This window comes from Pseudoduganella sp. OTU4001 (genome assembly GCF_038440195.1).
Taxonomy (GTDB): domain Bacteria; phylum Pseudomonadota; class Gammaproteobacteria; order Burkholderiales; family Burkholderiaceae_D; genus Rugamonas.
In genome coordinates this window covers 112,622-133,429 of record NZ_JASATG010000005.1, presented here as the reverse complement: position 1 = coordinate 133,429, position 20,808 = coordinate 112,622, and the positions used below count along the sequence as shown (strand labels likewise).

Below are 20,808 nucleotides of genomic sequence, written 5' to 3'. Positions count from 1 at the left end.
CGCATGCAAACCGTTTCCTGCCCAAGCTGCGGTGCAGAGGTCAAGTTCCGCTCGCACGCCTCCGTCATGGCGGTGTGCGAGTACTGCAACACGCGCGTCCTGAAGGAAGCAGGCGCCGTCAAAGACCTGGGCAAAATCTCCTCCGTGCTGGAGGACTACTCCCCGATCCAGATCGGCACCAGCGGCGTGCTGGGCGGCCGCAACTTCAATGTGGTGGGCCGCATCCAGCTGCGTTACGACGCGGGCATGTGGAACGAGTGGTACATCATCTTCGACAACGCCACCAGCGGCTGGCTGGGCGATGCGTCCGGCCAGTACACGGTCACCATGCTGCGCTCACCGGACGGCGAGCTGCCGCCGTTTGAAGAACTGCGTGCCGGCCAGCGCTACACCCTGATCGGCGAACCCTATATGGTGGCCGACGTCCGCACCGCCCAATGCAGCGGCGGCCAGGGCGAGCTGCCGTTCAAGGTGGGCGACAGCTGGGAAGCCAAGGTGGCGGACTTCCGCCATGCCGACCACTTCCTGACCATCGACTATTCCGACGAGGGCCCGCCGCTGCTGTACACCGGTGTCGCCGTCACGCTGGAAAGCATGCAATGCCAGCTGCTGCGCGATACCGAGGAGATCAAACGCACCACCGGCCGTTACCGCGGCAAGCTTGATGCGCTGGACTGCCCAAGCTGCGGTACCCCGATCAAATACCTACCCGGCCTGACCGCAAGCCTGGTCTGCCAGTCCTGCCAGACCCAGATCGATGCTGCCAGCCCGAAGGCGGAGGTGATTGCCAAAGGCGAGCAGCACGACAAGCAAACCTTCTCGCTGCCGCTGGGCGCCACCGGCAAACTCGGAAACCAGGAATTCACCATCATCGGTGTGATGCGCCGCGCCGACGACGAAGCAAGCGAATGGACCGAATACCTGCTGTACGGTACCCGCACCGGCTTTACCTGGCTGGTCGAGACGGAAGACGGCTGGTCGCGCGCCAACGTCATGGACCAGTGGCCAAGCTCCATGGTACTGGGTGCGCCCGTGGTCACGCTGGACAAGGCCGACTACAACAAGCTGTACGACTACAACTCCGTGGTGACCTACACTGCCGGCGCCTTCAACTGGCGGGTGAAGAAGGGCGACTACACCCACGTCTACGAATACAAACGCCAGCAAGTCGTGCTGGCGGCCGAAGCGACGGCCAGCGAGGTTGGCTGGTCGCGCTCCACGCCGGTGGCCTGGGACCAGCTGAAAGCCTGGTTTGGCGACGCCCTCCAAGGTGATTCGCCGACGGCGCGCGGCGCCGTTGCACAAGATTTCAGCAAGGACCGCTACAAGCGCTCCGCCAAGAACTGGATCATGGGCCTGGTGGCGCTGAACGCCATTCCACTGCTGTTCAATTTTGGCGGCTCTATCGGCAACACCCTGTTTGCGGCGGCGGCGCTTTACTTGCCCGCCATGCTGCTCGATGCAATCGACGATCAACAGAAAAAATGAACAAGTTCTTTGCTTATGCACTGGCCGTCACCGGCTTTAGCGTCGTCACCAGCTGGGCCAGTTGGGTCACCGGTCCTTCAACCAGCAGCGGCTACCACGGCAGCAGCTGGTCCTCCAGTTCCGGCAGCTGGGGCGGTGGCGGCGGAGGCCATAAGTGAGCATTCACCAACCCAGCGGGACGCACCTGCTGGCTGACATGTCCGGCATTGCGCCGGACTTGCTGACCGATTGCGCAAAAATTGAGCAATTGCTGCGCGAAGCGGCAGCGGCGGCCGGCGCGCAGGTGCTGCACAGCCACTTCCACAGCTTCGGCCCCGGCCTGGGTGTGACCGGGGTGGTGCTGCTGGCGGAGTCGCATATCTCGATCCACACCTGGCCGGAAAACGGCTTCGCCGCAGCAGATATCTTCATGTGCGGCGCCTCCCAGCCCCACGTCGCCCTGGAAGTCATTGAAGACGCCTTGCAGCCCGAATATTCCGAAGTGCGCACCGTCGACCGCGAACCGCCGCATTGACTTGCCCGCCTGCCAGTGCGACACTGGCGGCTTCTTAATCCACCTACAGGAGACTTTGCCATGCGTACCTTGGATATTGCCATCCTGTCGGCTGCCTGACCTCCAGCGTCCCCGCTCGATCCTGAACTGAGCTTGCGCGCCTGACCAGGCGCCGACCTTTCCAAACTTATTCCGCTTGCCGCGCCGTGCGCGGCTGGCTCTGCTCACCTTTGGAAAAAAGCTCATCATGATCGACTTCGATTTCGAAGCATTACGCCGTATCGGCCTTAACAACACGATTATTTCGCGCCTGGCAGAAACCAGCGCCAGCGCTTCCGGCAGCCAGCTCTGCCGCATTACCGAATATCAGCGCGACCGTATTACTTTGCACGACGGCATTGCCGAATTCCCGGCGCGCGCCCTACCCCGCTTATTGGCTGAAATACCGCTGTGCGTCGGCGACTGGGTCATTGCCGAAACCAATTCATTTGGCGAGGTGTGGATAAGCCAGCGCTTATCCCCAATGAATCAAATCACCCGCGCCGATTCGCCGCCAATCGCCAGCAATATCGATACCGCGCTGCTGGTAATGGGACTGGACGGCGATTTCAACCTGCGCCGGCTGGAACGTTATCTGGCATTAATTAGCGGCGCAGAAATAACGCCATTAATTATCCTCAGCAAACCGGATATATCCTCCGATGTAGAGGAAAAGATTGCCGCATTAAATGCTCGAATTCCGCCAGGGACGGATTATTTGTTGGTAAATGGCACCGCCCCCGAATCGGTCGCGCAATTGGAGAGCTGGCTTGGCGCTGGCCAGACTATTTGCCTGCTCGGTTCATCCGGCGCCGGTAAATCGACATTAACCAATGCCCTGACCGGCACCGGCCAGGCAACCGGCGGCGTGCGCGATGGCGATAATCGCGGACGGCATACGACCACAGCACGCTCAATGCATATTTGCCTTTCGGGCGCATGCATTATCGATACGCCGGGATTAAGAAGCCTGAGTCCGGAAACATTATCTGCGGCCTTCGACGATATTGAATCCCTGGCGCGTGATTGCCAATTCCGCGATTGCCACCATGATGGCGAGCCCGGTTGCGCGGTAGCAGGCCATGTCGATCCCGATCGCCTGCGCAACTACCACAAGCTGCAGCGCGAGGTGCGCCGCAACCAGCAGACAGCGTCGGAGCGTATCGCCGAGCGCAATAAATGGAAGTCTTTGATGAAATCCGCAGCAGCCCGTAGCAAACAGAAGCGGAGTTAAGCCAACATGTGGCATGATTGAACTAAAAATTAGCTTTCATGCCACTCGAACGGAGGTATTGCCATGACCCTTTCCCGCATCGGCCAGATCGCCCTGCCCGTCTCCGACGCCAACCGCGCGGAGGCGTTTTACGGCGGCACGCTGGGCCTGAAGAAGCTATTTCGCTTTGGCGAGCTGGTATTTTTCGATTGCGCCGGCGTGCGGCTGATGCTGGAGGGACGCCCTAAAACCGTGCAACCCGGCTCAGGCATCTGCCATTACTTTCTGGTGGAAGGGATTGAAAATAGCGCCGCCACCCTGACAGACAAAGGCGTCAATTTCGAAGGCGCTCCGCATTTGATCGCCAAAATGCCCGACCATGAATTATGGATGGCTTTTTTCCGCGATCCCGATGGCCATTTACTCGCTTTAATGGAAGAAAAGCGCTAACTTTCCTGCACAGTCGCTTCAATATTATTTCCGTCGTAGTCAATAATAAAGGCGCTGTAGAAATTCACATCGCTGATGCGAGGGCCAGGCGGGCCATTATCTTCAGCACCCAGGTCTATCGCTGCGTAATAAAATGCGTTGACCGCCGCACGGTCAGGGGCAATAAATGCCAGGTGTATTGGACTGTGCGACGGTTCATGCCCGTTCTCCCAATAACTGGGAATTTCCGCGCCGACCCAAAGAAAAGGATGCCCGGTGGCTGGGGCGTATATCGCCCAGTCGAGATCGGTCACGTTTCGCATTATTCCAAGCGGCGCCAGGCAGGCATCATATAAGGCCGCACTGCGCATAAAATCGGCGACGACTATTCCCAGATGGTGGATCATTATTACCTCCATCGCTACTTTTAGTCTCAGACTAACACCGAGGCTTGACGCGCGGCGCACCACTCAGCTGCCCACTCGGGTAAACTGTCAGAACCAAAAAGAAGAGGTTTCACACCATGCGCCGATTTGCGCCATTCGCCCTGTTATTCGCCCTGACCGCCTGCGGCGATACCTACACCCCGGGCCCGCTGTACCAGGCAACGTCCGCCGATTGCGGCACCCCCGTCGATGCCGACACCTTCGAGCTGCCGCGCGGGATTACGGTATCCGCCACCAACGTGGTGCCGTCCGCCGAAGAAGGCATCGAAATCGGCGTGAATTACATGCTGCCGCGGACCACCCAGGTCCAGTTCGCCACCAAGTACTTCCAGGTCAGCCAGCCCAAGGGACCGCTGCTGGAAAACGCGACCGTGTTGAACGTTTATCAACGTCCAACCAATGGCAAGGCCGAGGTGGTGGAAATCGTGCATGGCATGCCGCTGACCATGAATGCGGTCGGCACCAGCGACCACACCCAGCTGCGCTACCGCCTGATCATCAAAGGCAAAATGCCGCAGCGCTTCGACCTGACGCCACCGGACGTGATCATCGGCGGCAAGCGCTACGTCTCGCGCACCTTCACCTACCGCTGGTTCGAGGATAAGCAGTCCTACGGCATGTGCCGCTGATCAGGTGCAAGGAATCGCCGCGCCGTGGATGGCGCGGGCGGCCGGGCTGCAGAGGAACTGGATGACTTCCGCCAGCGCTTCCGGCGTCACCCACTTGCTGCGGTCGGCGTTCGGCATGGCGGCGCGGTTTTCCGCAGTGTCGATGGTTCCAGGCAGGACGCAATTGACGTTGACGCCCTGGCCGCGCAATTCGGCCGACATGGCCTCGGTCAGGCGGATCACCACGTCCTTGCTGGCGCAGTAAGCGCCCATATTGGCCAGCCCCTGGCGCGCGGAGCCGGAAGCAATATTCACCACCTTGCCGCCCTGCCCGTCCAGCATGCCGGGCACCACGGCAGCCACCGCATTGCGCAGGCTGCGCACATTCAGGTCGAACAACTCATCCCACTGCGCATCGGTCGTGGCATGCACCGGCGTGCCCATGGCGAAACCGCCAGCGATATTGCAAAGCGCGTCGATGCGGCCAAAACGCTCGGCGCCGGCACGCGCAGCGGCGGCGACCGAGGCTGCATCGCGCAAGTCGGCTGCCACCAGCATGCGGCGTTCGCTGGCCGGCCCACAGGCCGCCTCCAGGCGGGCGATGTCGCGGCCAACAAGGACGGTGTTGGCGCCAGCGGCATCAAATGCACGCGCTACCGCGCTCCCCAACACGCCGGCCGCGCCGGTGATGAATACGGTGGTCATAGTTTGGATTGTTTGGATTGTTTGGCCAATTTGCGGACGGTCTCATGCACCAGCACGTCCGCTTGCTTGCAATCGAGCGCCGCCAATTCCGCCAGGCCGCGAGTTTTGCCCGCTTCTTTCGCGACCAGGTAACCCAGATAATAACCGCGCCGTACCGGCAGTTGGCTGTCTTTCGCCGACATGGTGAACATTTCGGCTGCGACCTTTTCGTCGGTGCTATCCAGCACGCTCAATGCATGTGCCCAGGACTGCGGCAGGCTGGCCCGCGTTTTCGCCGCCATGTCGTCTGGGACGTCCAGCAGCAGTTCGCGCTCGCTGGCGCCTGGATTCATCACGTCCGACACGTACACCGCCAAGCCTTCGCCCCACAATGCGGCCCAGAGCGGATTTGTCTCGCAGGAGAACTTCTTGGTATGCATGATGTGGAACAGTTCGTGATGGAACAGCGGCGCAGCGTTGCCGTTAGGGTTCAGCTCCGCCATCATGTCGGCGCCAAACACCAGGTGCAGCTTGCCGTTCAATTCGCGCGGGCCGCCATCCATTTCACCCAGCGAGTGCACCAGCGCGATCGGGGTGGTGTTCTGGTAATTTGGAAAGGTGGCGTTGAAGGTCTTCATGTGCTGCTCCAGCGCCGCACCGAACTTTTCGGCCTTATCGACGTATGCCGCGCGCAGCGCAGGGAAACCTTCGATCGCCCTTTGCACCCGCTTGTCGTGCTGGGCAGGCTTGCGGCGGCTGTAGAACTCGGGGTACTGCGCCATCAGCGATTGGCTCATGGCGGCGACCCGTTCCGGCATCGGCAATTGCGCCGTCGCGTCAAATACCTTCACGAATTCGGGAGCGATATTGCGGACCGAGTCGGCCGACAATTTCGCGATGCTGGCGTCGATCACTTCGCGCACCTGCTTGCAATCCATCGCCGCCAGCGCTGGCAGGTCGCGCGTCTTGGCCGCTTCCTGCGCGATCAAGTAGCCGAGGTAGTAGCCGCGGCGGCGCGGCAGGTCGGATGGCTTGTCCGATGCGGCGAACAGCTCGCTATACATGGCGCGCTCCGAGCTATCGAGGACACTCGACAACTGGCTCCATGCCTGCGGTAGCACGGCGCGCGTACGCTCCGCCATATTGTTCGGGAAATGCAGGACCAGGTCCTGCTCGGTGGCCGCAGGATTCATCGCCTTCGAAACGTAGGTGGCCAGCCCCTCGCGCCAGAGCTGCTCCCACACAAGGCCTTTCCCGCATTTGAAGTCGGCATGGGCCACGTGAAATAGCTCGTGATGGAATAGCGGCGCCGGATTGCCTTTGGGATTGACGTAGGCCAGCATATCCGCGCCAAAAATCAGGTGCAATTTGCCATTCAGCTCACGTGTACCGCCATCCATCTCGCCAAGCGAATGCAGGACGGTGGTGGGAACAGTCAGGCGGAAGTTGGGGAAGACAGCGTTAAACGTATCCAGGTGCTTGGGCAACGATCCACCAAAGGCGTTAGCTTTATCGAGGTACGCCTCACGCATTTTTGGAAAATGCTCAATCGCATTTTGGATCGCTTGCTCCTGCTGTTCCGGCGTGCGCTGGCCGTAAAATTCTGGAAACTCCGCCAGCAGCGCTTTCTTGACCACCGCCACGCGATCGGCCGCCGGCAAGCCGGCGCTGGCATCGTAAGCTGCAACGAAAGTGGGAGCGTAATTGCGAACCAGAGGAGCATCAGCAGCCACAGCCTGGCCGCCAACGATAGCGAGTGCAGAGAGAACGATATGTCGCATGAAGTTGGCTAAAAATTATTGAGTTAGTATTTTAGCCATCCTCACCCACTCGCGCAGGATACTTCGCGACAGAATGCAGAATTGGCAGCCTGGGCAGCGGTAGCCCTTGCGTTTGTGCGCCGTAGACTCGAAGAATGACAACTACGCCGCCCCTTTGCGGAACTCTACCCATTGATCGACTGGTCGCAGCGGCCACGCTTCCGCGACAAGGAGCTGGCGCAGATCGGCTTTGGCGACGCACTGGGGGGGATGGTGGCGGATAAGCTGGTAGAGGTTTGCCTGCGCGACAGCAATCAATGGGTACTGCTGCACATTGAAGTGCAGGCGCAGTACGACGCCAATTTGCCGCGACGCATTTTCGACTACAACTACCGGATCTTCAAAGAGTACGGCCGAGAAGTCGCCAGCCTGGCCCTGCTAGCTGACGAAGACCCCAACTGGCGTCCTCAAGACTTCCATATCGAGGCGCTTGGCACCACGATGGGCATCTCGTTCGCATCCGCCAAACTGCTGGATTACGACAATGGCTATCTACACGACTCGAACAATCCGTTTGCCCTCATCACACTCGCTCACTTGCGGTCACAGCAGGAACGGCATGATGCCGATGCCCTGCTCGCAGCAAAGTGGCACCTTACACGCCTGCTTTACGAACACGGTTGGAGCACACAGCGCATAATCGTTTTGTTCAAGGTAATCAACGGGATGATGGCGTTGCAGGAACCACAGCAAGCGCGTTACTGGCACTCCATCCTCAAGCTGGAGAAGGAGCGCAAGATGGAATGGATTACTCCGCTGGAACAATCATTCATGGACAAGGGTTGGCAGAAGGGCCTGCAACACGGACTGGAGCAAGGACGCGAGCAAGGCAGCCGGGACGGAGCAGCAGATTTACTGGCGCGGCAACTCACACAACGATTCGGGCCGCTGCCGCAGGCAGTCCGCAAGCGGCTGCATAAAGCCACGATGGAGCAGCTGGAAGCCTGGAGCGACGCCATGCCGGAAGCGCAAATGCTGAAGCAAGTATTCGAATAGCCGGCGCCACAAGCGCCAAAAGAAAAAGGCAGCCGAGGCTGCCTTTTTTCATTCCGCGCAGGAAGGAGATTAGCCCTTGATCTTGCGCAGTTTTGCGATTGCTGCCAGCTGGCCGATAGCCGCTGCCAGTTCCGCTTGTGCTTTCGCGTAGTCGATACCGGTCTTGTTGTTGGCCAGGGATTCTTCCGCCAGTTTCTTGGCGGCTTCTGCCTTGGCTTCATCCAGGTCATGACCACGGATCGCGGTGTCAGCCAGGACCGTCACAGCGTTTGGCTGCACTTCCAGCAGACCACCGGCGACGAAGACGAACTCTTCTTCAGCCTGGCCTGGAACCTGGATGCGCACCGCGCCTGGACGGATACGGGTGATCAGCGGGGTGTGCTTAGGGTAGATACCCAGCTCGCCCTGCTCGCCCGGCAACGCCACGAAAGTCGCTTCGCCCGAGAAGATTTGCTCTTCGGCCGAAACCACATCAACGTGAATAGTGTTTGCCATGTTTATCCTCTGTATATAGCGGCCCCATTACGAGGCCGCTACGACAATCGAATTAGCCCAGTTTCTTGGCTTTTTCGATGGCTTCTTCGATGGTACCAACCATGTAGAAGGCCTGTTCTGGCAGGTGGTCCAGTTCGCCGGAAGCGATCATCTTGAAGCCCTTGATCGTGTCTTTCAGCGAAACGTACTTACCTGGGGAACCGGTAAACACTTCAGCAACGTGGAACGGCTGGGACAGGAAACGCTGCATCTTACGTGCGCGGGCAACGACCAGTTTGTCTTCTGGAGCCAGTTCGTCCATACCCAGAATTGCGATGATGTCACGCAGTTCTTTGTAGCGCTGCAGGGTGCCCTGTACGGCACGTGCGGTGTTGTAGTGCTCTTCGCCCACAACCAGCGGGTCCAGCTGACGGGAGGTCGAATCCAGTGGGTCAACCGCAGGGTAGATACCCAGAGCAGCGATGTCACGGGACAGAACGACGGTCGAATCCAGGTGACCGAAGGTGGTCGCTGGCGACGGGTCGGTCAAGTCATCCGCTGGAACGTACACGGCCTGGATCGAGGTGATCGAACCGGTCTTGGTGGAGGTAATACGCTCCTGCAGACGGCCCATCTCTTCAGCCAGGGTCGGCTGGTAACCCACTGCGGAAGGCATACGGCCCAGCAGTGCGGACACTTCGGTACCGGCCAGGGTGAAGCGGTAGATGTTGTCCACGAAGAACAGAACGTCACGGCCTTCGTCACGGAACGACTCAGCGATGGTCAGACCGGTCAGCGCCACGCGCAGACGGTTGCCAGGAGGTTCGTTCATCTGACCGTAAACCATCGCCACTTTGGAGTTGGCTGGGTTTTCCAGGTCAACCACTTTGGCGTCAGCCATTTCGTGGTAGAAGTCGTTACCTTCACGGGTACGCTCACCAACACCGGCGAACACGGACAGACCCGAGTGCGCTTTAGCGATGTTGTTGATCAGTTCCATCATGTTAACGGTCTTGCCCACACCTGCACCGCCGAACAGACCAACCTTACCACCCTTAGCGAATGGGCAGACCAGGTCAATAACCTTGATGCCGGTTTCCAGCAGGTCCTGGGATGGGGACAGTTCGTCGTAAGCAGGAGCTACGCGGTGGATCGAAGCAGTCTGCTCGTGGGAGACAGGACCGCATTCGTCGATCGGGTTGCCCAGCACGTCCATAATACGGCCCAGGGTAGCTTTACCTACTGGGACCATGATTGGTTTGCCGGTGTTCTGGATGGTCATGCCGCGACGCAGACCGTCGGAGGAGCCCAGAGCAATGGTACGGACAATGCCGTCACCCAACTGCTGTTGCACTTCCAGGGTCAGCTCGGAGCCTTCCATTTTCAGCGCGTCAAAAACCTTAGGCATCGCGTTGCGTGGGAACTCAACGTCCACCACAGCGCCGATACACTGAACGATTTTGCCATCAGCCATGTTCGTTCCTTCAAATATAGTTAAATTCGTTTAAACCGCTGCCGCACCGGCGACGATTTCAGACAGTTCTTTGGTAATTGCAGCTTGACGGGTCTTGTTGTAGACCAGCTTCAGCTCACCAATCACGTTGCCGGCGTTGTCCGATGCGGACTTCATCGCCACCATACGCGCCGATTGCTCGGACGCCAGGTTTTCTGCAACGGCCTGGTACACCAGCGCTTCAATGTAGCGCTCGAGCAGTTCGTCGATCACGGAAGCAGCATCCGGCTCGTAGATGTAGTCCCAGTTGTGGGAATGCTCATCGGCCTTCATCTTGTCCGCGGTCAGCGGCAACAGCTGCTCGACCATCGGTTCTTGCTTCATCGTGTTGATGAACTTGGTGTAGCACAGGTAAACGGCGTCCAGTTTGCCTTCCTGGAATTTCTCCAGCATCACTTGCACTGGGCCGATCAGCTTTTCCAGGTGCGGCGTATCGCCGATCTGGGTAGCTTGTGCGACCACTGGTACACCGATGCGGTTCAGGAAGCCCAAACCTTTGTTACCAATTGCGACTGCTTCAATCTTGTTGCCTGCAGCTTCCAGCTCGCGGGTCTTGTTGGTCACCATACGCAGAACGTTGGTGTTCATACCACCGCACAGACCCTTGTCGGTCGTCACGATGATAAAGCCCACTGCCTTGGCTTCCGTCTTGGCTTCAGCCAGGAACGGGTGCGTGTACTCTGGGTTGGCGTTAGCCAAGTTCGCAGCGATATTACGAATCTTGTCACTGTAGGGACGGGCGGCGCGCATACGATCTTGCGCTTTGCGCATTTTCGATGCAGCGACCATTTCCATCGCCTTGGTGATCTTCTTCGTATTCTCTACGCTCTTGATCTTGCCACGTATCTCTTTACCTACTGCCATGATCCTTCTCCTTTGCGGGGTGGCCCGTTGCCGGGCCACCGTGTATTAGTTTGCGAAGGATTTCTTGAACTCAGCAATGGCGGCCGACAGCGCAGCTTCGCCGTCTTTGTCCAGTTGCTTGGTTTCTTCGATCTTGGCCAGCAGAGCGGAGTGCTTGGTCTTCAGGAACGAGTGCAGTTCGGCTTCGAAAGCCAGCACGCGCTTGACAGCGACGTCGTCCAGGAAGCCCTTGTTCACTGCGAACAGGGAAGCGCCCATCAGGGAGATCGACAGTGGCGAGTACTGAGCCTGCTTCAGCAGTTCGGTCACGCGGGCACCGCGGTCCAGCTGCTTACGGGTCGATTCGTCCAGGTCGGAAGCGAACTGCGCGAACGCAGCCAGTTCACGGTACTGTGCCAGGTCGGTACGGATACCGCCGGACAGGTTCTTGATGACCTTGGTCTGAGCAGCGCCACCAACGCGGGACACCGAGATACCTGCGTTAATCGCAGGACGGATACCGGAGTTGAACAGCGAGGTTTCCAGGAAGATCTGGCCGTCGGTAATCGAAATCACGTTGGTTGGAACGAACGCCGAAACGTCGCCAGCCTGGGTTTCAATGATCGGCAGTGCAGTCAGGGAACCGGTCTTGCCTTTCACGGCGCCTTTGGTGAAGGCTTCCACGTAGTCGGCGTTCACGCGAGCAGCGCGTTCCAGCAGACGGGAGTGCAGGTAGAACACGTCGCCTGGGTATGCTTCACGGCCTGGTGGGCGGCGCAGCAGCAGGGAGATCTGACGGTAAGCAACTGCTTGCTTGGACAGGTCGTCGTACACGATCAGGGCGTCTTCACCGCGGTCGCGGAAGTATTCGCCCATGGTGCAACCGGAGTAAGCCGAGATGTACTGCATTGCTGCGGATTCCGAAGCGGAAGCGGCGACAACAATGGTGTACTCCATCGCGCCGTGCTGTTCCAGGGAACGCACGATGTTCTTGATGGTCGATGCTTTCTGGCCGATAGCAACGTAGATACAGGTAACGCCCTGGCCTTTTTGGTTGATGATGGCATCAACTGCAACGGCGGACTTACCGGTCTGACGGTCGCCAATGATCAGCTCACGCTGGCCACGGCCGATTGGTACCATCGCGTCGATCGACTTCAGGCCGGTCTGCATAGGCTGGCCGACGGACTCACGGGCGATAACGCCTGGAGCGATCTTTTCGATTGGGGAGGTCAGGGTGGTGTTAACCGGACCTTTGCCGTCGATCGGCTGGCCCAGGGCGTTAACAACACGGCCACGCAGTTCAGGACCGATTGGAACTTCCAGAATACGGCCGGTGCACTTAACGGTGTCGCCTTCGGAGATGTGCTCGTAGGCGCCCAGAATAACGGCACCAACGGAGTCACGCTCCAGGTTCATTGCCAGGCCAAAGGTGTTGCCTGGGAATTCCAGCATCTCACCTTGCATCACGTCCGACAGGCCGTGGATGCGGCAGATACCGTCTGCTACGGAAATTACGGTGCCTTGATTGCGCACTTCAGCGCCGCCGTCAATGCCTTGGATCCGGCTCTTGATCAGCTCGCTGATTTCGGATGGGTTGAGTTGCATACTAACTCCTAAATGTTTTCTCTCTAGCTGTCGCGAAAGGCGGCCTGATCAGGCGACCAGCGCGGAACGCAGCTGCTGCAGCTTGGCGTTGACCGAAGTGTCCAGCACTTCGTCGCCAACCACGACACGCACGCCACCGATCAGGGTCGGGTCAGTGCTGACGATTGGTTTGAGCTTGCGGCTGAATTTCTTTTCCAGCGTCTTGATCAGCTCGGCCACCTGGGCTTCGCTCATGTCGAATGCGCTCGTGATTTCGGCGTCTGCCGCGCCTTCGGCTGCGTTCTTCAGCAGCGCGAATTGGGCACCGATTTCCGGCAGCAGTGCGATACGACCGTTTTCGATCAGCATCGAGAGGAAGTTGTTCGCTTCCGCGTTCAGCGGCGATTTCAGCAAGGCCTTGATGGCTGCGATGACATCGCTATCCAGAACTTTTGGATTGCGGGCATATGCCAGCACCTCTTCATGCGAACCGATCTGGGCCAGTTCGGACACCAGATCGGACCACTGCGCGAGGTTGCCAGCCTGGGCTACGCGGAAGAGAGCTTCCGCGTAAGGACGGGCGACGGTTGCGAGCTCTGCCATAATCAGAGCTCGGTAGCCAGGCGAGACAGCAGGTCAGCGTGAGCCGACGCGTTGACTTCGCGCTTCAGGATTTGCTCGGCGCCCTTCACAGCCAGGTCAGCCACTTGACCACGCAGTGCTTCGCGGGCCTGGGTTACTTGCTGCTCAGCTTCAGCTTTAGCTTGTGCCACGATACGGGCAGCTTCGGCTTGTGCGTTTGCTTTGATTTCTTCAGCGACCAGCTGGGCACGCTTTTCAGCGTCCGCAACGAGCGACGAAGCATCGTTACGGGCAGCGGTCATGGCTTCAGCAGCAGCTTTTTCAGCTTTCTGCATCGAAGCCTGACCTTGGTCGGCGGCAGCCAGACCATCTGCGATTCGCTTGGCACGCTCATCCAGCGCATTGTTCAGCGCCGGGAATACGAACTTCATCGAGAACCAGACGAGCACCGCGAAGGTGATCATTTGGCCGAGAAGCGACATATTGATGTTCATACCTTGCTCCTAAAAGAATCCCCTGTTGGAGCGAATATTAAGCTGCTGCTTGTGCCAGGGCGGTCAGGAATGGGTTGTTGAAGGTGAACAGCAGAGCAACACCAACGCCGATCATGGAGATCGCGTCCAGCAGACCAGCGATAACGAACAGTTTGGTTTGCAGTTGTGGCATCAGTTCAGGCTGACGTGCCGACGCTTCCAGGAACTTGCCGCCCAGGATTGCGAAACCGAGTGCGGTACCGATGGCGCCCAGGCCAACGATGATTGCTACGGCCAGAACGGTCATGCTTTGTACTTGTGCGATCAGAGCTTGCATTAGATTTCTCCTAATTTAAAAAAAACGAAAATACCAAAAACTAAAAACTAAATACTACGAATAAGTTGCTGATTAGTGCTTCTCAACCGCGAGGGCCAGGTACACAACCGTCAACGCCATAAACACAAACGCTTGCAGGGTAACAATCAGAATGTGGAAGATTGCCCATGGACCACCCAGCAGCCACTGTGCCCACCATGGCAGCAGAGCGATCAGGATGAAGATCAGTTCGCCGGCGTACATGTTGCCGAACAGTCGCAGCGACAGGGAAATTGGTTTCGCAAACAGTTCCAGCATCTGGAAGATGAAGTTCACAGGAGCCAGCAGGATGGTGCCGACGGTGCCGTGAGCGTGGAACGGAGCGGTGAACAGTTCTTTGGTCCAGCCGCCAGCGCCTTTTGCCTTGATCGAGAAGCCAATGATACAAATCAGCACGCCAACGGACATGCCGAAGGTGTGGTTCACGTCAGCGGTCGGAACAACGCGCAGGTAGTTGATGCCAACGTAGCTCAGCAGCTTAGGCAGCAGGTCGACCGGCAGGAAGTCCATTGCGTTCATTAGCCAAACCCAAACGAAGATGGTGATGGCCAGAGGAGCGATAACGGCGGATTTGGCGTGGAATGCGGAATTGACGGTCTCGTTGACCATCTCCATGACCCACTCAACAAAGTTTTGCAGCTTGCCTGGCACGCCGGCAGTAGCGCGCTTGGAAGCCATGTAGAAGATACCCAGGAACACGAAGCCCAGGATCAGGGAGATCCAGAAGGTGTCCAGGTTGAAGGTACCGTTGGAATTGTGAGTAAGGTGGTGCTGGATATACTCGGTGGCGTTAGCCGGGCCGGCGTGACCGCCCGTAGCGTGTTCAGTAGTCATAGGTCCGAATTTTTAATGATTAAATCTTGAGCAGCGACAGCCAGTAAGCCAGGGTTGCCACTACGAATCCTAGGATCAGCCACAACCAGGCGGCTGACTTAAACAGCACCAGTGCACAAATAAACAGCACTGCCGTTACAAATACCTTCAGCATCTCGGCGCGGAAGTGCGTCCGAAATGCTTTCTTTGCATCATCGGTGCCGCGCGCCACCATCAGCGCGTAGACAAAGCTACCGATAACTGCCATACCGCCGCCCACGGCTGCGGACCAGCCTTTTTCCACCCCGGCGAAAAGCGCCACGGTAGCAGAGAAGAGGACGGCGATTGTTAATTGCAGGGCAACAACTCGGAAGACTGGCCAGGCGATACTTCTCGAAGAATCACTCACTTGCCACGTTCCTTTAGACCCAAAGACACGGGATTATAGTTGGTTTACGTGACCAGGGTCAATCATGGTGCATTGCAAAACGCCCCCCTAACAACAAGTTATTCTGCTGAAAAGGTAGGCATCTGGCGATTACGTGTCAGGTAATCGAAACCGGTAACCCAGTGTCTGAGCCGCAGGGTCAGACACCATTCGGCGGCTGCCGCGTGCCGAGTGTCAGACCCCATGGGTCTGACACTGATCTACCGGTTTTAGCCGCGCAGACGGGCAATCACCCCATCGAGGATATCCAGGTCCGCAAAGTCAATAATCATCTGACCCTTGCCCTTGGCCCCCATCTTGAACACTACCGAAGTAGCGAGCGTATCCGACAGCTCTTCCTCCAGCCGCTTGATATCCCCCGACTTCTCCTTGGCACGAGCGACAGGCTTGGCCTTCGCCTCTTCCATATGGTTGTGGACAAGTTTCTCCGTCTCACGCACCGACAAACGTTTCGCGATAACAACATTCGCCAGAGCAATTTGCGAAGCCGCATCGACCGCCAGCAGCGCACGCGCATGGCCCATATCAATATCACCCGCCATCAGCATGGTCTGCACCGGCTCCGCCAGGTTCAACAAACGCAGCAGGTTCGAAACGGCCGAGCGCGAACGCCCCACCGCTTGGGCAGCTTGCTCATGGGTAAAGGAGAAGTCCGTAATCAGACGATGGATACCTTGCGCCTCTTCCAGCGGATTCAAATCCTCGCGCTGGATGTTCTCGATCAGCGCCATCGCCGCAGCGGTGGTGTCGTCTACATCCTTCACCAGGACCGGCACCGTTTCCAGGCCAGCCAGCTGCGCCGCACGGAAACGGCGCTCGCCCGCGATGATTTCATATTTGACATGCCCAGTCGGCTTGTCGATCCCCACCGGACGCACCAGTAGCGGCTGGATAATGCCCTGGGTCTTGATCGACGATGCCAGCTCAGCCAAACCACCCTCATCCATCTGGGTACGCGGCTGATACTTACCGGCTTGCAAGAATTGCACCGCCATCTCCGACGGAGTCGGGTGCGAAGTTGGATTGGACGGATCTTCGTCGCCACCGAGCAGCGCATCCAGACCGCGGCCGAGGCCTTTCATTTTTTTAGTTGCCATCGTTGATTACATTTTCTTGATACGTTTAACCATTTCCGCGCCGAAGGCGATGTAAGCCTGCGCACCTTTCGACGCCGGGTCGAAGGTCACGCCCGGCATGCCGTAAGACGGCGCCTCAGCCAATCGCACATTGCGCGGGATAATCGTCTTGAACACCTTGTCGCCGAAATGCTGCTCGAGCTGGGCCGACACTTGCTGCGACAGCGTCATGCGCGGATCGAACATCACGCGCAGCAGGCCGATAATCTTCAGATCCGGATTCAGGTTCGCGTGCACCTTCTTGATGGTGTTCACCAGATCCGACAAACCTTCCAGTGCGTAGTACTCGCACTGCATTGGAATGATCACGCCATGCGCCGCGCATAGGCCATTCAGCGTCAGCATCGACAGTGCGGGCGGGCAGTCGATCAGAACGAAGTCATAATCCTTCGCGACCAGAGCCAGCGCATCACGCAAGCGGCGCTCGCGGTTCTCCAGCTCGACCATTTCAACTTCCGCACCAGCCAGCTCACGGTTGGCTGGCAGCACATCAAAGCGCCCTGCTTCCGAGCGCTGGCGCGCAGTCGCCACATCGGCAGTGCCGAGCAGGACTTCATAAGTGGAAGTTTCCAGGATCGCCTTGTTGATCCCCGCGCCCATTGTCGCGTTACCCTGAGGATCGAGGTCAACCAGCAACACTCGCTGGTTAAGTTTGGCCAGGCCGGCGGCCAGGTTAACAGTCGTGGTAGTCTTACCTACGCCGCCCTTTTGATTTGCTACACAGAAAATTTTGGCCATGTATGGTCGAATCGTTTTATATTGTTTAAACCGTTTATACTATTTATTTCGTATAAACGATTAATATTATTTATACCGTTTATACAGTTACGCCCTGCCGATGAAAACCAGGTGACGCTGTGCGTCCAGCCCCGGGACTTCCAAAGGCTTTAAATCGTTCACTTTCCATGGGTCTGGCAGTCGCTCGCGCTCCTCTGCTGGCGCCGTGCCTTTCAGGGCTATGAATTGCCCGCCCTCCGCCAGCAGGTGCCCGGACCAGTTCACAAAATCGCTGAGGTCCGCAAAAGCCCGCGAGGTGATGACGTCGTAAGGCGTCTTGACCTGCAGTTCCTGCACCTTCTTCGTGTACACCGTGACGTTGCCTAGTTCCAGCTCCGCCTTCACCTGGTTCAGGAAGGCCGTTTTCTTGTGCACGATGTCGATCATCGCCACTTTCATGTCCGGCCGCGAGATTGCCAGCACCATGCCCGGCAATCCGCCCCCTGCCCCAACGTCCAGCACATTCTGCGCATCCTTGAACGCCGGCACCGCTGCCAGCGAATCCAGCACGTGCAGGGTCATCATTTCCATCGGGTCGCGCACGGCCGTCAGGTTATAGACTTTGTTCCACTTGTTCAGCAGGGCCAGGTAATCCAGCAGCTTTTCCTGCTGTGCTTCGCTCAGGCCCAGATCCAGCTGTTCGACACCATTCTTCAGTACATGCGCCAGTGCGGCGCGATCAAACACCGCCATCAAGCCGCCTCGTCTTTCAGCGTGACGAAGCCGCCGTAGCCGGCTTTCTTCAAGTGCACCAGCAGCAGCGAAATCGCCGCCGGGGTCACGCCCGAAATACGCGAAGCCTGGCCCAGGGTTTCCGGGCGATGCTTCTGCAGTTTCTGGCGCACTTCCATCGACAGCGCCGTAATCTCAGCGTAGTTGAAGCCCTCTGGCAGCTTCAGGTTTTCGTAATGCTCGTGGCGCTCCACTTCGCGCAGCTGGCGATCGATATAGCCCGAGTACTTCAGGGTGATTTCGATCTGCTCCATGACTGCTTCGTCGGTGACGCCTGGACCAGCCAGCGCCTGGCCTTCATTGCCCGTCATGGTCATCAACTTTTCATAGCCGACACCCGGACGGCGCAGCAAATCCGCCAGCGAGTATTCGCGCTCGATAGCCTGGCCAATCACACGCTCCGACTCGGCAGCAGCCAGGATACGCGGGTTAACCCAGGTCGATTTCAGGCGTTCCAGTTCCTGCGCCACGGCCTCGCGCTTGCGGTCGAATGCTTCCCACTGCGCATCGCCCACCACACCCAGCTTACGCCCGATTTCTGTCAGGCGCATGTCGGCGTTGTCTTCACGCAGGCTCAAGCGGTATTCCGCGCGGCTGGTGAACATGCGGTATGGCTCTTGCACGCCCTGGGTCACCAGGTCGTCCACCAGCACGCCGAGGTAGGCTTCCGAACGTGCCGGAGTCCACGCCTCTTCGCCCTTGGTTTGCAGTGCCGCGTTGATACCTGCCAGCATGCCCTGTGCTGCCGCTTCTTCGTAACCGGTGGTGCCGTTGATCTGGCCAGCGAAGAACAGGCCGTTGATAGCCTTGGTTTCCAGCGACGCCTTCAGGCCGCGCGGGTCGAAGTAATCGTATTCAATCGCGTAGCCCGGACGCAGGATGTGCGCGTTTTCCAGGCCTTTCATCGAACGCACCAGCTCGATCTGCACATCGAATGGCAGGCTGGTCGAGATACCGTTCGGGTAGAACTCGTGGGTGGTCAGGCCCTCTGGCTCCAGGAAAATCTGGTGCGATTCCTTGGCCGAGAAGCGATGGATCTTGTCCTCAATCGACGGGCAATAACGCGGACCAACACCCTCGATCACACCGGTGTACATCGGGCTACGGTCCAGGCCGCCACGGATAATGTCGTGGGTTTTCTGGTTGGTGTGGGTTACCCAGCACGGCAGCTGTTGCGGGTGCATGGAGGCGTTACCCATCACCGAGAACACTGGCACTGGGTCCAGGTCGCCCGGCTGCTCGGTCATTTGGGAGAAGTCGATGCTGCGGCCATCGATACGCGGCGGCGTGCCAGTCTTCAGGCGACCCTGCGGCAGCTTGAGTTCTTTCAGGCGCGCCGACAGCGAGATCGCAGGCGGATCGCCGGCGCGGCCGGCGGAGAAATTCTGCAGGCCGACGTGGATCTTGCCGTCCAGGAAGGTGCCCGCGGTCAGCACGACAGCACGGCCCAGGAACTTCAGACCGATCTGGGTAACGGCGCCGACCACGCGGTCGCCCTCCACCATCAGGTCGTCCACCGCCTGCTGGAACAGCCACAGGTTCGGCTGGTTTTCCAGTCGATGACGGATGGCGGCCTTGTACAGGATACGGTCGGCCTGGGCGCGAGTCGCGCGCACGGCAGGGCCTTTGGACGAGTTCAGGATACGGAACTGGATGCCCGACTCATCGGTAGCGATGGCCATGGCGCCACCCATCGCATCGACTTCTTTGACCAGATGGCCTTTGCCGATACCGCCAATGGATGGGTTGCACGACATCTGGCCCAGGGTCTCAATGTTGTGGGTCAACAGGAGGGTCTTCTGACCCATACGGGCCGAAGCGAGGGCCGCCTCGGTACCGGCGTGACCGCCGCCGACAACGATAACGTCGAATTCAGTAGGAAATAGCATGGTAAAAATAGGGGGAAAGCTTGGGATCAAACAGGATTATAAAGTTTTTTCTACGCTGCGAATTTTTTGGGCAGAAAAAAAGGCCGGGAAATCACCCGGCCTCAACTGTTTCACGTGAAACAATATCACTTAAGCCATGCGTCGTAACCAGTTTTGACGATCAACACGGCCACCACAACCAGGAACAAACGGCGCACAAACTCGCTGCCATGCTTCAACGCTAGCTTGGTCCCCAACACCGAACCAACGATCTGGCACGCCGCCATCATTAGGCCCAGCTGCCAGATGATGTGGCCGGTAAAGCCGAACAGCAGGATCGCCGCCACATTGCAGGCCACGTTCACCACCTTGGCTGCCGCCGACGCACCCAGGAAATCGAAGCCAAAGCTGCGCACAAACAGGAACACCAGGAAACTGCCTGTGCCCGGGCCAAAGAAGCCGTCGTAAAAGCCAATGCCCGCACCCACCAGCACAGCCAGCACCTTTTCCTTGGTGCCGGAATGCAAGGGAGCATGCACGCTACCCAGGTCCTTCCGGTAGAAGGTATAGACCGCCACCGCCAGCAGCACGAAAGGTAGCAAGCCACGCAGGAAGTCAGCCGGGATCTTGGTGACGGTATATGCACCAAGGAAAGCAAACAGAAAAGCCGCCACCGCAGCCGGCGCCACAGTCGACCAGGCGATGGAAGTACGTCGCGCATAGTTCAGCGCCGCTGCGCTGGTACCGAACACGCTGGCTACCTTGTTGGTGCCGAACAGGGTCGCCGGCGGCGTATTGCCCATGGCCGAGAACAAGGCCGGAATCTGGATCAGGCCGCCACCACCCACCACCGCATCCACAAAACCCGCCGCGAAGGCAGCGCCCGCCAACAACCCATACTCGACCATTACCCGCCCCAGCATAATTCGGAAACGTAATATTGTAAGTCGGAAACGAGCAGGGTGCCGAT

24 protein-coding genes are annotated in these 20,808 nt (G+C 58.4%); 7 read left to right on the top strand and 17 right to left on the bottom strand.

Features of this window, described 5'->3' with window-relative positions; translation table 11 throughout:
- Nucleotides 1-3 precede the first annotated feature (3 nt).
- The 5 genes from AAHE99_RS06810 to AAHE99_RS06790 all read left to right on the top strand — a co-directional run bounded on the left by AAHE99_RS06810 (nt 4) and on the right by AAHE99_RS06790 (nt 3,683).
- A complete protein-coding gene (locus AAHE99_RS06810) occupies nt 4-1,488 on the top strand; it encodes a DUF4178 domain-containing protein (RefSeq protein WP_342115738.1) in 1,485 nt (494 codons plus the stop codon).
- The gene (locus AAHE99_RS06805; RefSeq protein WP_342115736.1) at nt 1,485-1,646 is read left to right on the top strand and encodes a hypothetical protein; all 162 of its coding nucleotides are present in this window, start codon (nt 1,485-1,487) and stop codon (nt 1,644-1,646) included. Before AAHE99_RS06810 ends, AAHE99_RS06805 begins: the two co-directional genes overlap by 4 nt.
- Nucleotides 1,643-2,002, top strand: coding sequence for an adenosylmethionine decarboxylase (gene speD / locus AAHE99_RS06800; protein ID WP_342115734.1), 360 nt, complete (start codon nt 1,643-1,645; stop codon nt 2,000-2,002). The genes AAHE99_RS06805 and speD overlap by 4 nt, the downstream gene beginning before the upstream one ends.
- Nucleotides 2,003-2,228: 226 nt before the next feature.
- Complete coding sequence (rsgA, locus tag AAHE99_RS06795; protein WP_342115731.1) at nt 2,229-3,254, top strand: ribosome small subunit-dependent GTPase A; 1,026 nt, start codon at nt 2,229-2,231, stop codon at nt 3,252-3,254.
- Between the two features lie 63 nt (nt 3,255-3,317).
- Complete coding sequence (locus tag AAHE99_RS06790; protein ID WP_342115729.1) at nt 3,318-3,683, top strand: VOC family protein; 366 nt, start codon at nt 3,318-3,320, stop codon at nt 3,681-3,683.
- Here the strand turns inward: AAHE99_RS06790 and AAHE99_RS06785 are convergent.
- Nucleotides 3,680-4,069, bottom strand: a complete 390-nt coding sequence (locus tag AAHE99_RS06785) for a VOC family protein (RefSeq protein ID WP_342115726.1) — start codon at nt 4,067-4,069, stop codon at nt 3,680-3,682. The two genes, AAHE99_RS06790 and AAHE99_RS06785, sit on opposite strands and share 4 nt — an antisense overlap.
- 116 nt (nt 4,070-4,185) lie before the next feature.
- On the opposite strand from AAHE99_RS06785, the gene AAHE99_RS06780 reads away from it, so the two are divergent.
- The gene (locus AAHE99_RS06780; protein WP_342115723.1) at nt 4,186-4,737 is read left to right on the top strand and encodes a hypothetical protein; all 552 of its coding nucleotides are present in this window, start codon (nt 4,186-4,188) and stop codon (nt 4,735-4,737) included.
- Here AAHE99_RS06780 and AAHE99_RS06775 read toward each other — a convergent pair whose 3' ends face one another.
- Both AAHE99_RS06775 and AAHE99_RS06770 read right to left on the bottom strand, forming a co-directional pair.
- Entirely contained in the window at nt 4,738-5,421 is a 684-nt protein-coding gene (locus AAHE99_RS06775) for an SDR family NAD(P)-dependent oxidoreductase (RefSeq protein ID WP_342115719.1), read from the bottom strand.
- Nucleotides 5,418-7,181, bottom strand: coding sequence for a hypothetical protein (locus AAHE99_RS06770; protein ID WP_342115716.1), 1,764 nt, complete (start codon nt 7,179-7,181; stop codon nt 5,418-5,420). Before AAHE99_RS06770 ends, AAHE99_RS06775 begins: the two co-directional genes overlap by 4 nt.
- A 171-nt stretch (nt 7,182-7,352) precedes the next feature.
- Between AAHE99_RS06770 and AAHE99_RS06765 the strand changes: the two genes are divergently transcribed.
- The gene (locus AAHE99_RS06765; protein WP_342115715.1) at nt 7,353-8,216 is read left to right on the top strand and encodes a DUF4351 domain-containing protein; all 864 of its coding nucleotides are present in this window, start codon (nt 7,353-7,355) and stop codon (nt 8,214-8,216) included.
- Nucleotides 8,217-8,285: 69 nt separating this feature from the next.
- Here the strand turns inward: AAHE99_RS06765 and AAHE99_RS06760 are convergent, their stop codons facing one another.
- The 14 genes from AAHE99_RS06760 to AAHE99_RS06695 form a co-directional block, all read right to left on the bottom strand.
- A complete protein-coding gene (locus AAHE99_RS06760; protein ID WP_342115713.1) occupies nt 8,286-8,711 on the bottom strand; it encodes a F0F1 ATP synthase subunit epsilon in 426 nt (141 codons plus the stop codon).
- A 52-nt stretch (nt 8,712-8,763) separates the two neighbouring features.
- A complete protein-coding gene (atpD, locus tag AAHE99_RS06755; RefSeq protein WP_155454856.1) occupies nt 8,764-10,164 on the bottom strand; it encodes a F0F1 ATP synthase subunit beta in 1,401 nt (466 codons plus the stop codon).
- A 30-nt stretch (nt 10,165-10,194) separates the two neighbouring features.
- Nucleotides 10,195-11,067 (bottom strand): F0F1 ATP synthase subunit gamma, encoded by an 873-nt coding sequence (gene atpG / locus AAHE99_RS06750; protein ID WP_342115708.1) that lies wholly within the window; start codon nt 11,065-11,067, stop codon nt 10,195-10,197.
- A 45-nt stretch (nt 11,068-11,112) separates the two neighbouring features.
- Nucleotides 11,113-12,654: a F0F1 ATP synthase subunit alpha gene (gene atpA / locus AAHE99_RS06745; protein ID WP_342115707.1), complete on the bottom strand. Its 1,542-nt coding sequence runs from the start codon at nt 12,652-12,654 to the stop codon at nt 11,113-11,115.
- Nucleotides 12,655-12,702: 48 nt separating this feature from the next.
- On the bottom strand, nt 12,703-13,236 hold the full coding sequence (locus AAHE99_RS06740) for a F0F1 ATP synthase subunit delta (RefSeq protein ID WP_342115704.1): 534 nt from the start codon (nt 13,234-13,236) through the stop codon (nt 12,703-12,705).
- Nucleotides 13,237-13,238: 2 nt separating this feature from the next.
- The gene (locus AAHE99_RS06735) at nt 13,239-13,709 is read right to left on the bottom strand and encodes a F0F1 ATP synthase subunit B (RefSeq protein ID WP_342115700.1); all 471 of its coding nucleotides are present in this window, start codon (nt 13,707-13,709) and stop codon (nt 13,239-13,241) included.
- Nucleotides 13,710-13,746: 37 nt separating this feature from the next.
- Nucleotides 13,747-14,025: a F0F1 ATP synthase subunit C gene (atpE, locus tag AAHE99_RS06730; protein ID WP_342115697.1), complete on the bottom strand. Its 279-nt coding sequence runs from the start codon at nt 14,023-14,025 to the stop codon at nt 13,747-13,749.
- Between the two features lie 72 nt (nt 14,026-14,097).
- Nucleotides 14,098-14,898, bottom strand: coding sequence for a F0F1 ATP synthase subunit A (gene atpB / locus AAHE99_RS06725; RefSeq protein ID WP_342115695.1), 801 nt, complete (start codon nt 14,896-14,898; stop codon nt 14,098-14,100).
- A gap of 19 nt (nt 14,899-14,917) precedes the next feature.
- Nucleotides 14,918-15,286: an ATP synthase subunit I gene (locus AAHE99_RS06720; protein WP_342115693.1), complete on the bottom strand. Its 369-nt coding sequence runs from the start codon at nt 15,284-15,286 to the stop codon at nt 14,918-14,920.
- Between the two features lie 248 nt (nt 15,287-15,534).
- Nucleotides 15,535-16,422, bottom strand: coding sequence for a ParB/RepB/Spo0J family partition protein (locus AAHE99_RS06715; RefSeq protein WP_342115691.1), 888 nt, complete (start codon nt 16,420-16,422; stop codon nt 15,535-15,537).
- 6 nt (nt 16,423-16,428) lie between these two features.
- Entirely contained in the window at nt 16,429-17,199 is a 771-nt protein-coding gene (locus AAHE99_RS06710) for a ParA family protein (protein ID WP_342115689.1), read from the bottom strand.
- Nucleotides 17,200-17,286: 87 nt separating this feature from the next.
- The gene (rsmG, locus tag AAHE99_RS06705; protein ID WP_342115687.1) at nt 17,287-17,931 is read right to left on the bottom strand and encodes a 16S rRNA (guanine(527)-N(7))-methyltransferase RsmG; all 645 of its coding nucleotides are present in this window, start codon (nt 17,929-17,931) and stop codon (nt 17,287-17,289) included.
- Nucleotides 17,931-19,859 carry a tRNA uridine-5-carboxymethylaminomethyl(34) synthesis enzyme MnmG gene (gene mnmG, locus AAHE99_RS06700; RefSeq protein WP_342115685.1) on the bottom strand — a complete coding sequence of 643 codons (1,929 nt, stop codon included), beginning with the start codon at nt 19,857-19,859 and terminating at the stop codon, nt 17,931-17,933. The genes rsmG and mnmG overlap by 1 nt, the downstream gene beginning before the upstream one ends.
- Before the next feature lie 125 nt (nt 19,860-19,984).
- A complete protein-coding gene (locus AAHE99_RS06695; RefSeq protein WP_342115683.1) occupies nt 19,985-20,746 on the bottom strand; it encodes a TSUP family transporter in 762 nt (253 codons plus the stop codon).
- Nucleotides 20,747-20,808: the final 62 nt, after the last annotated feature.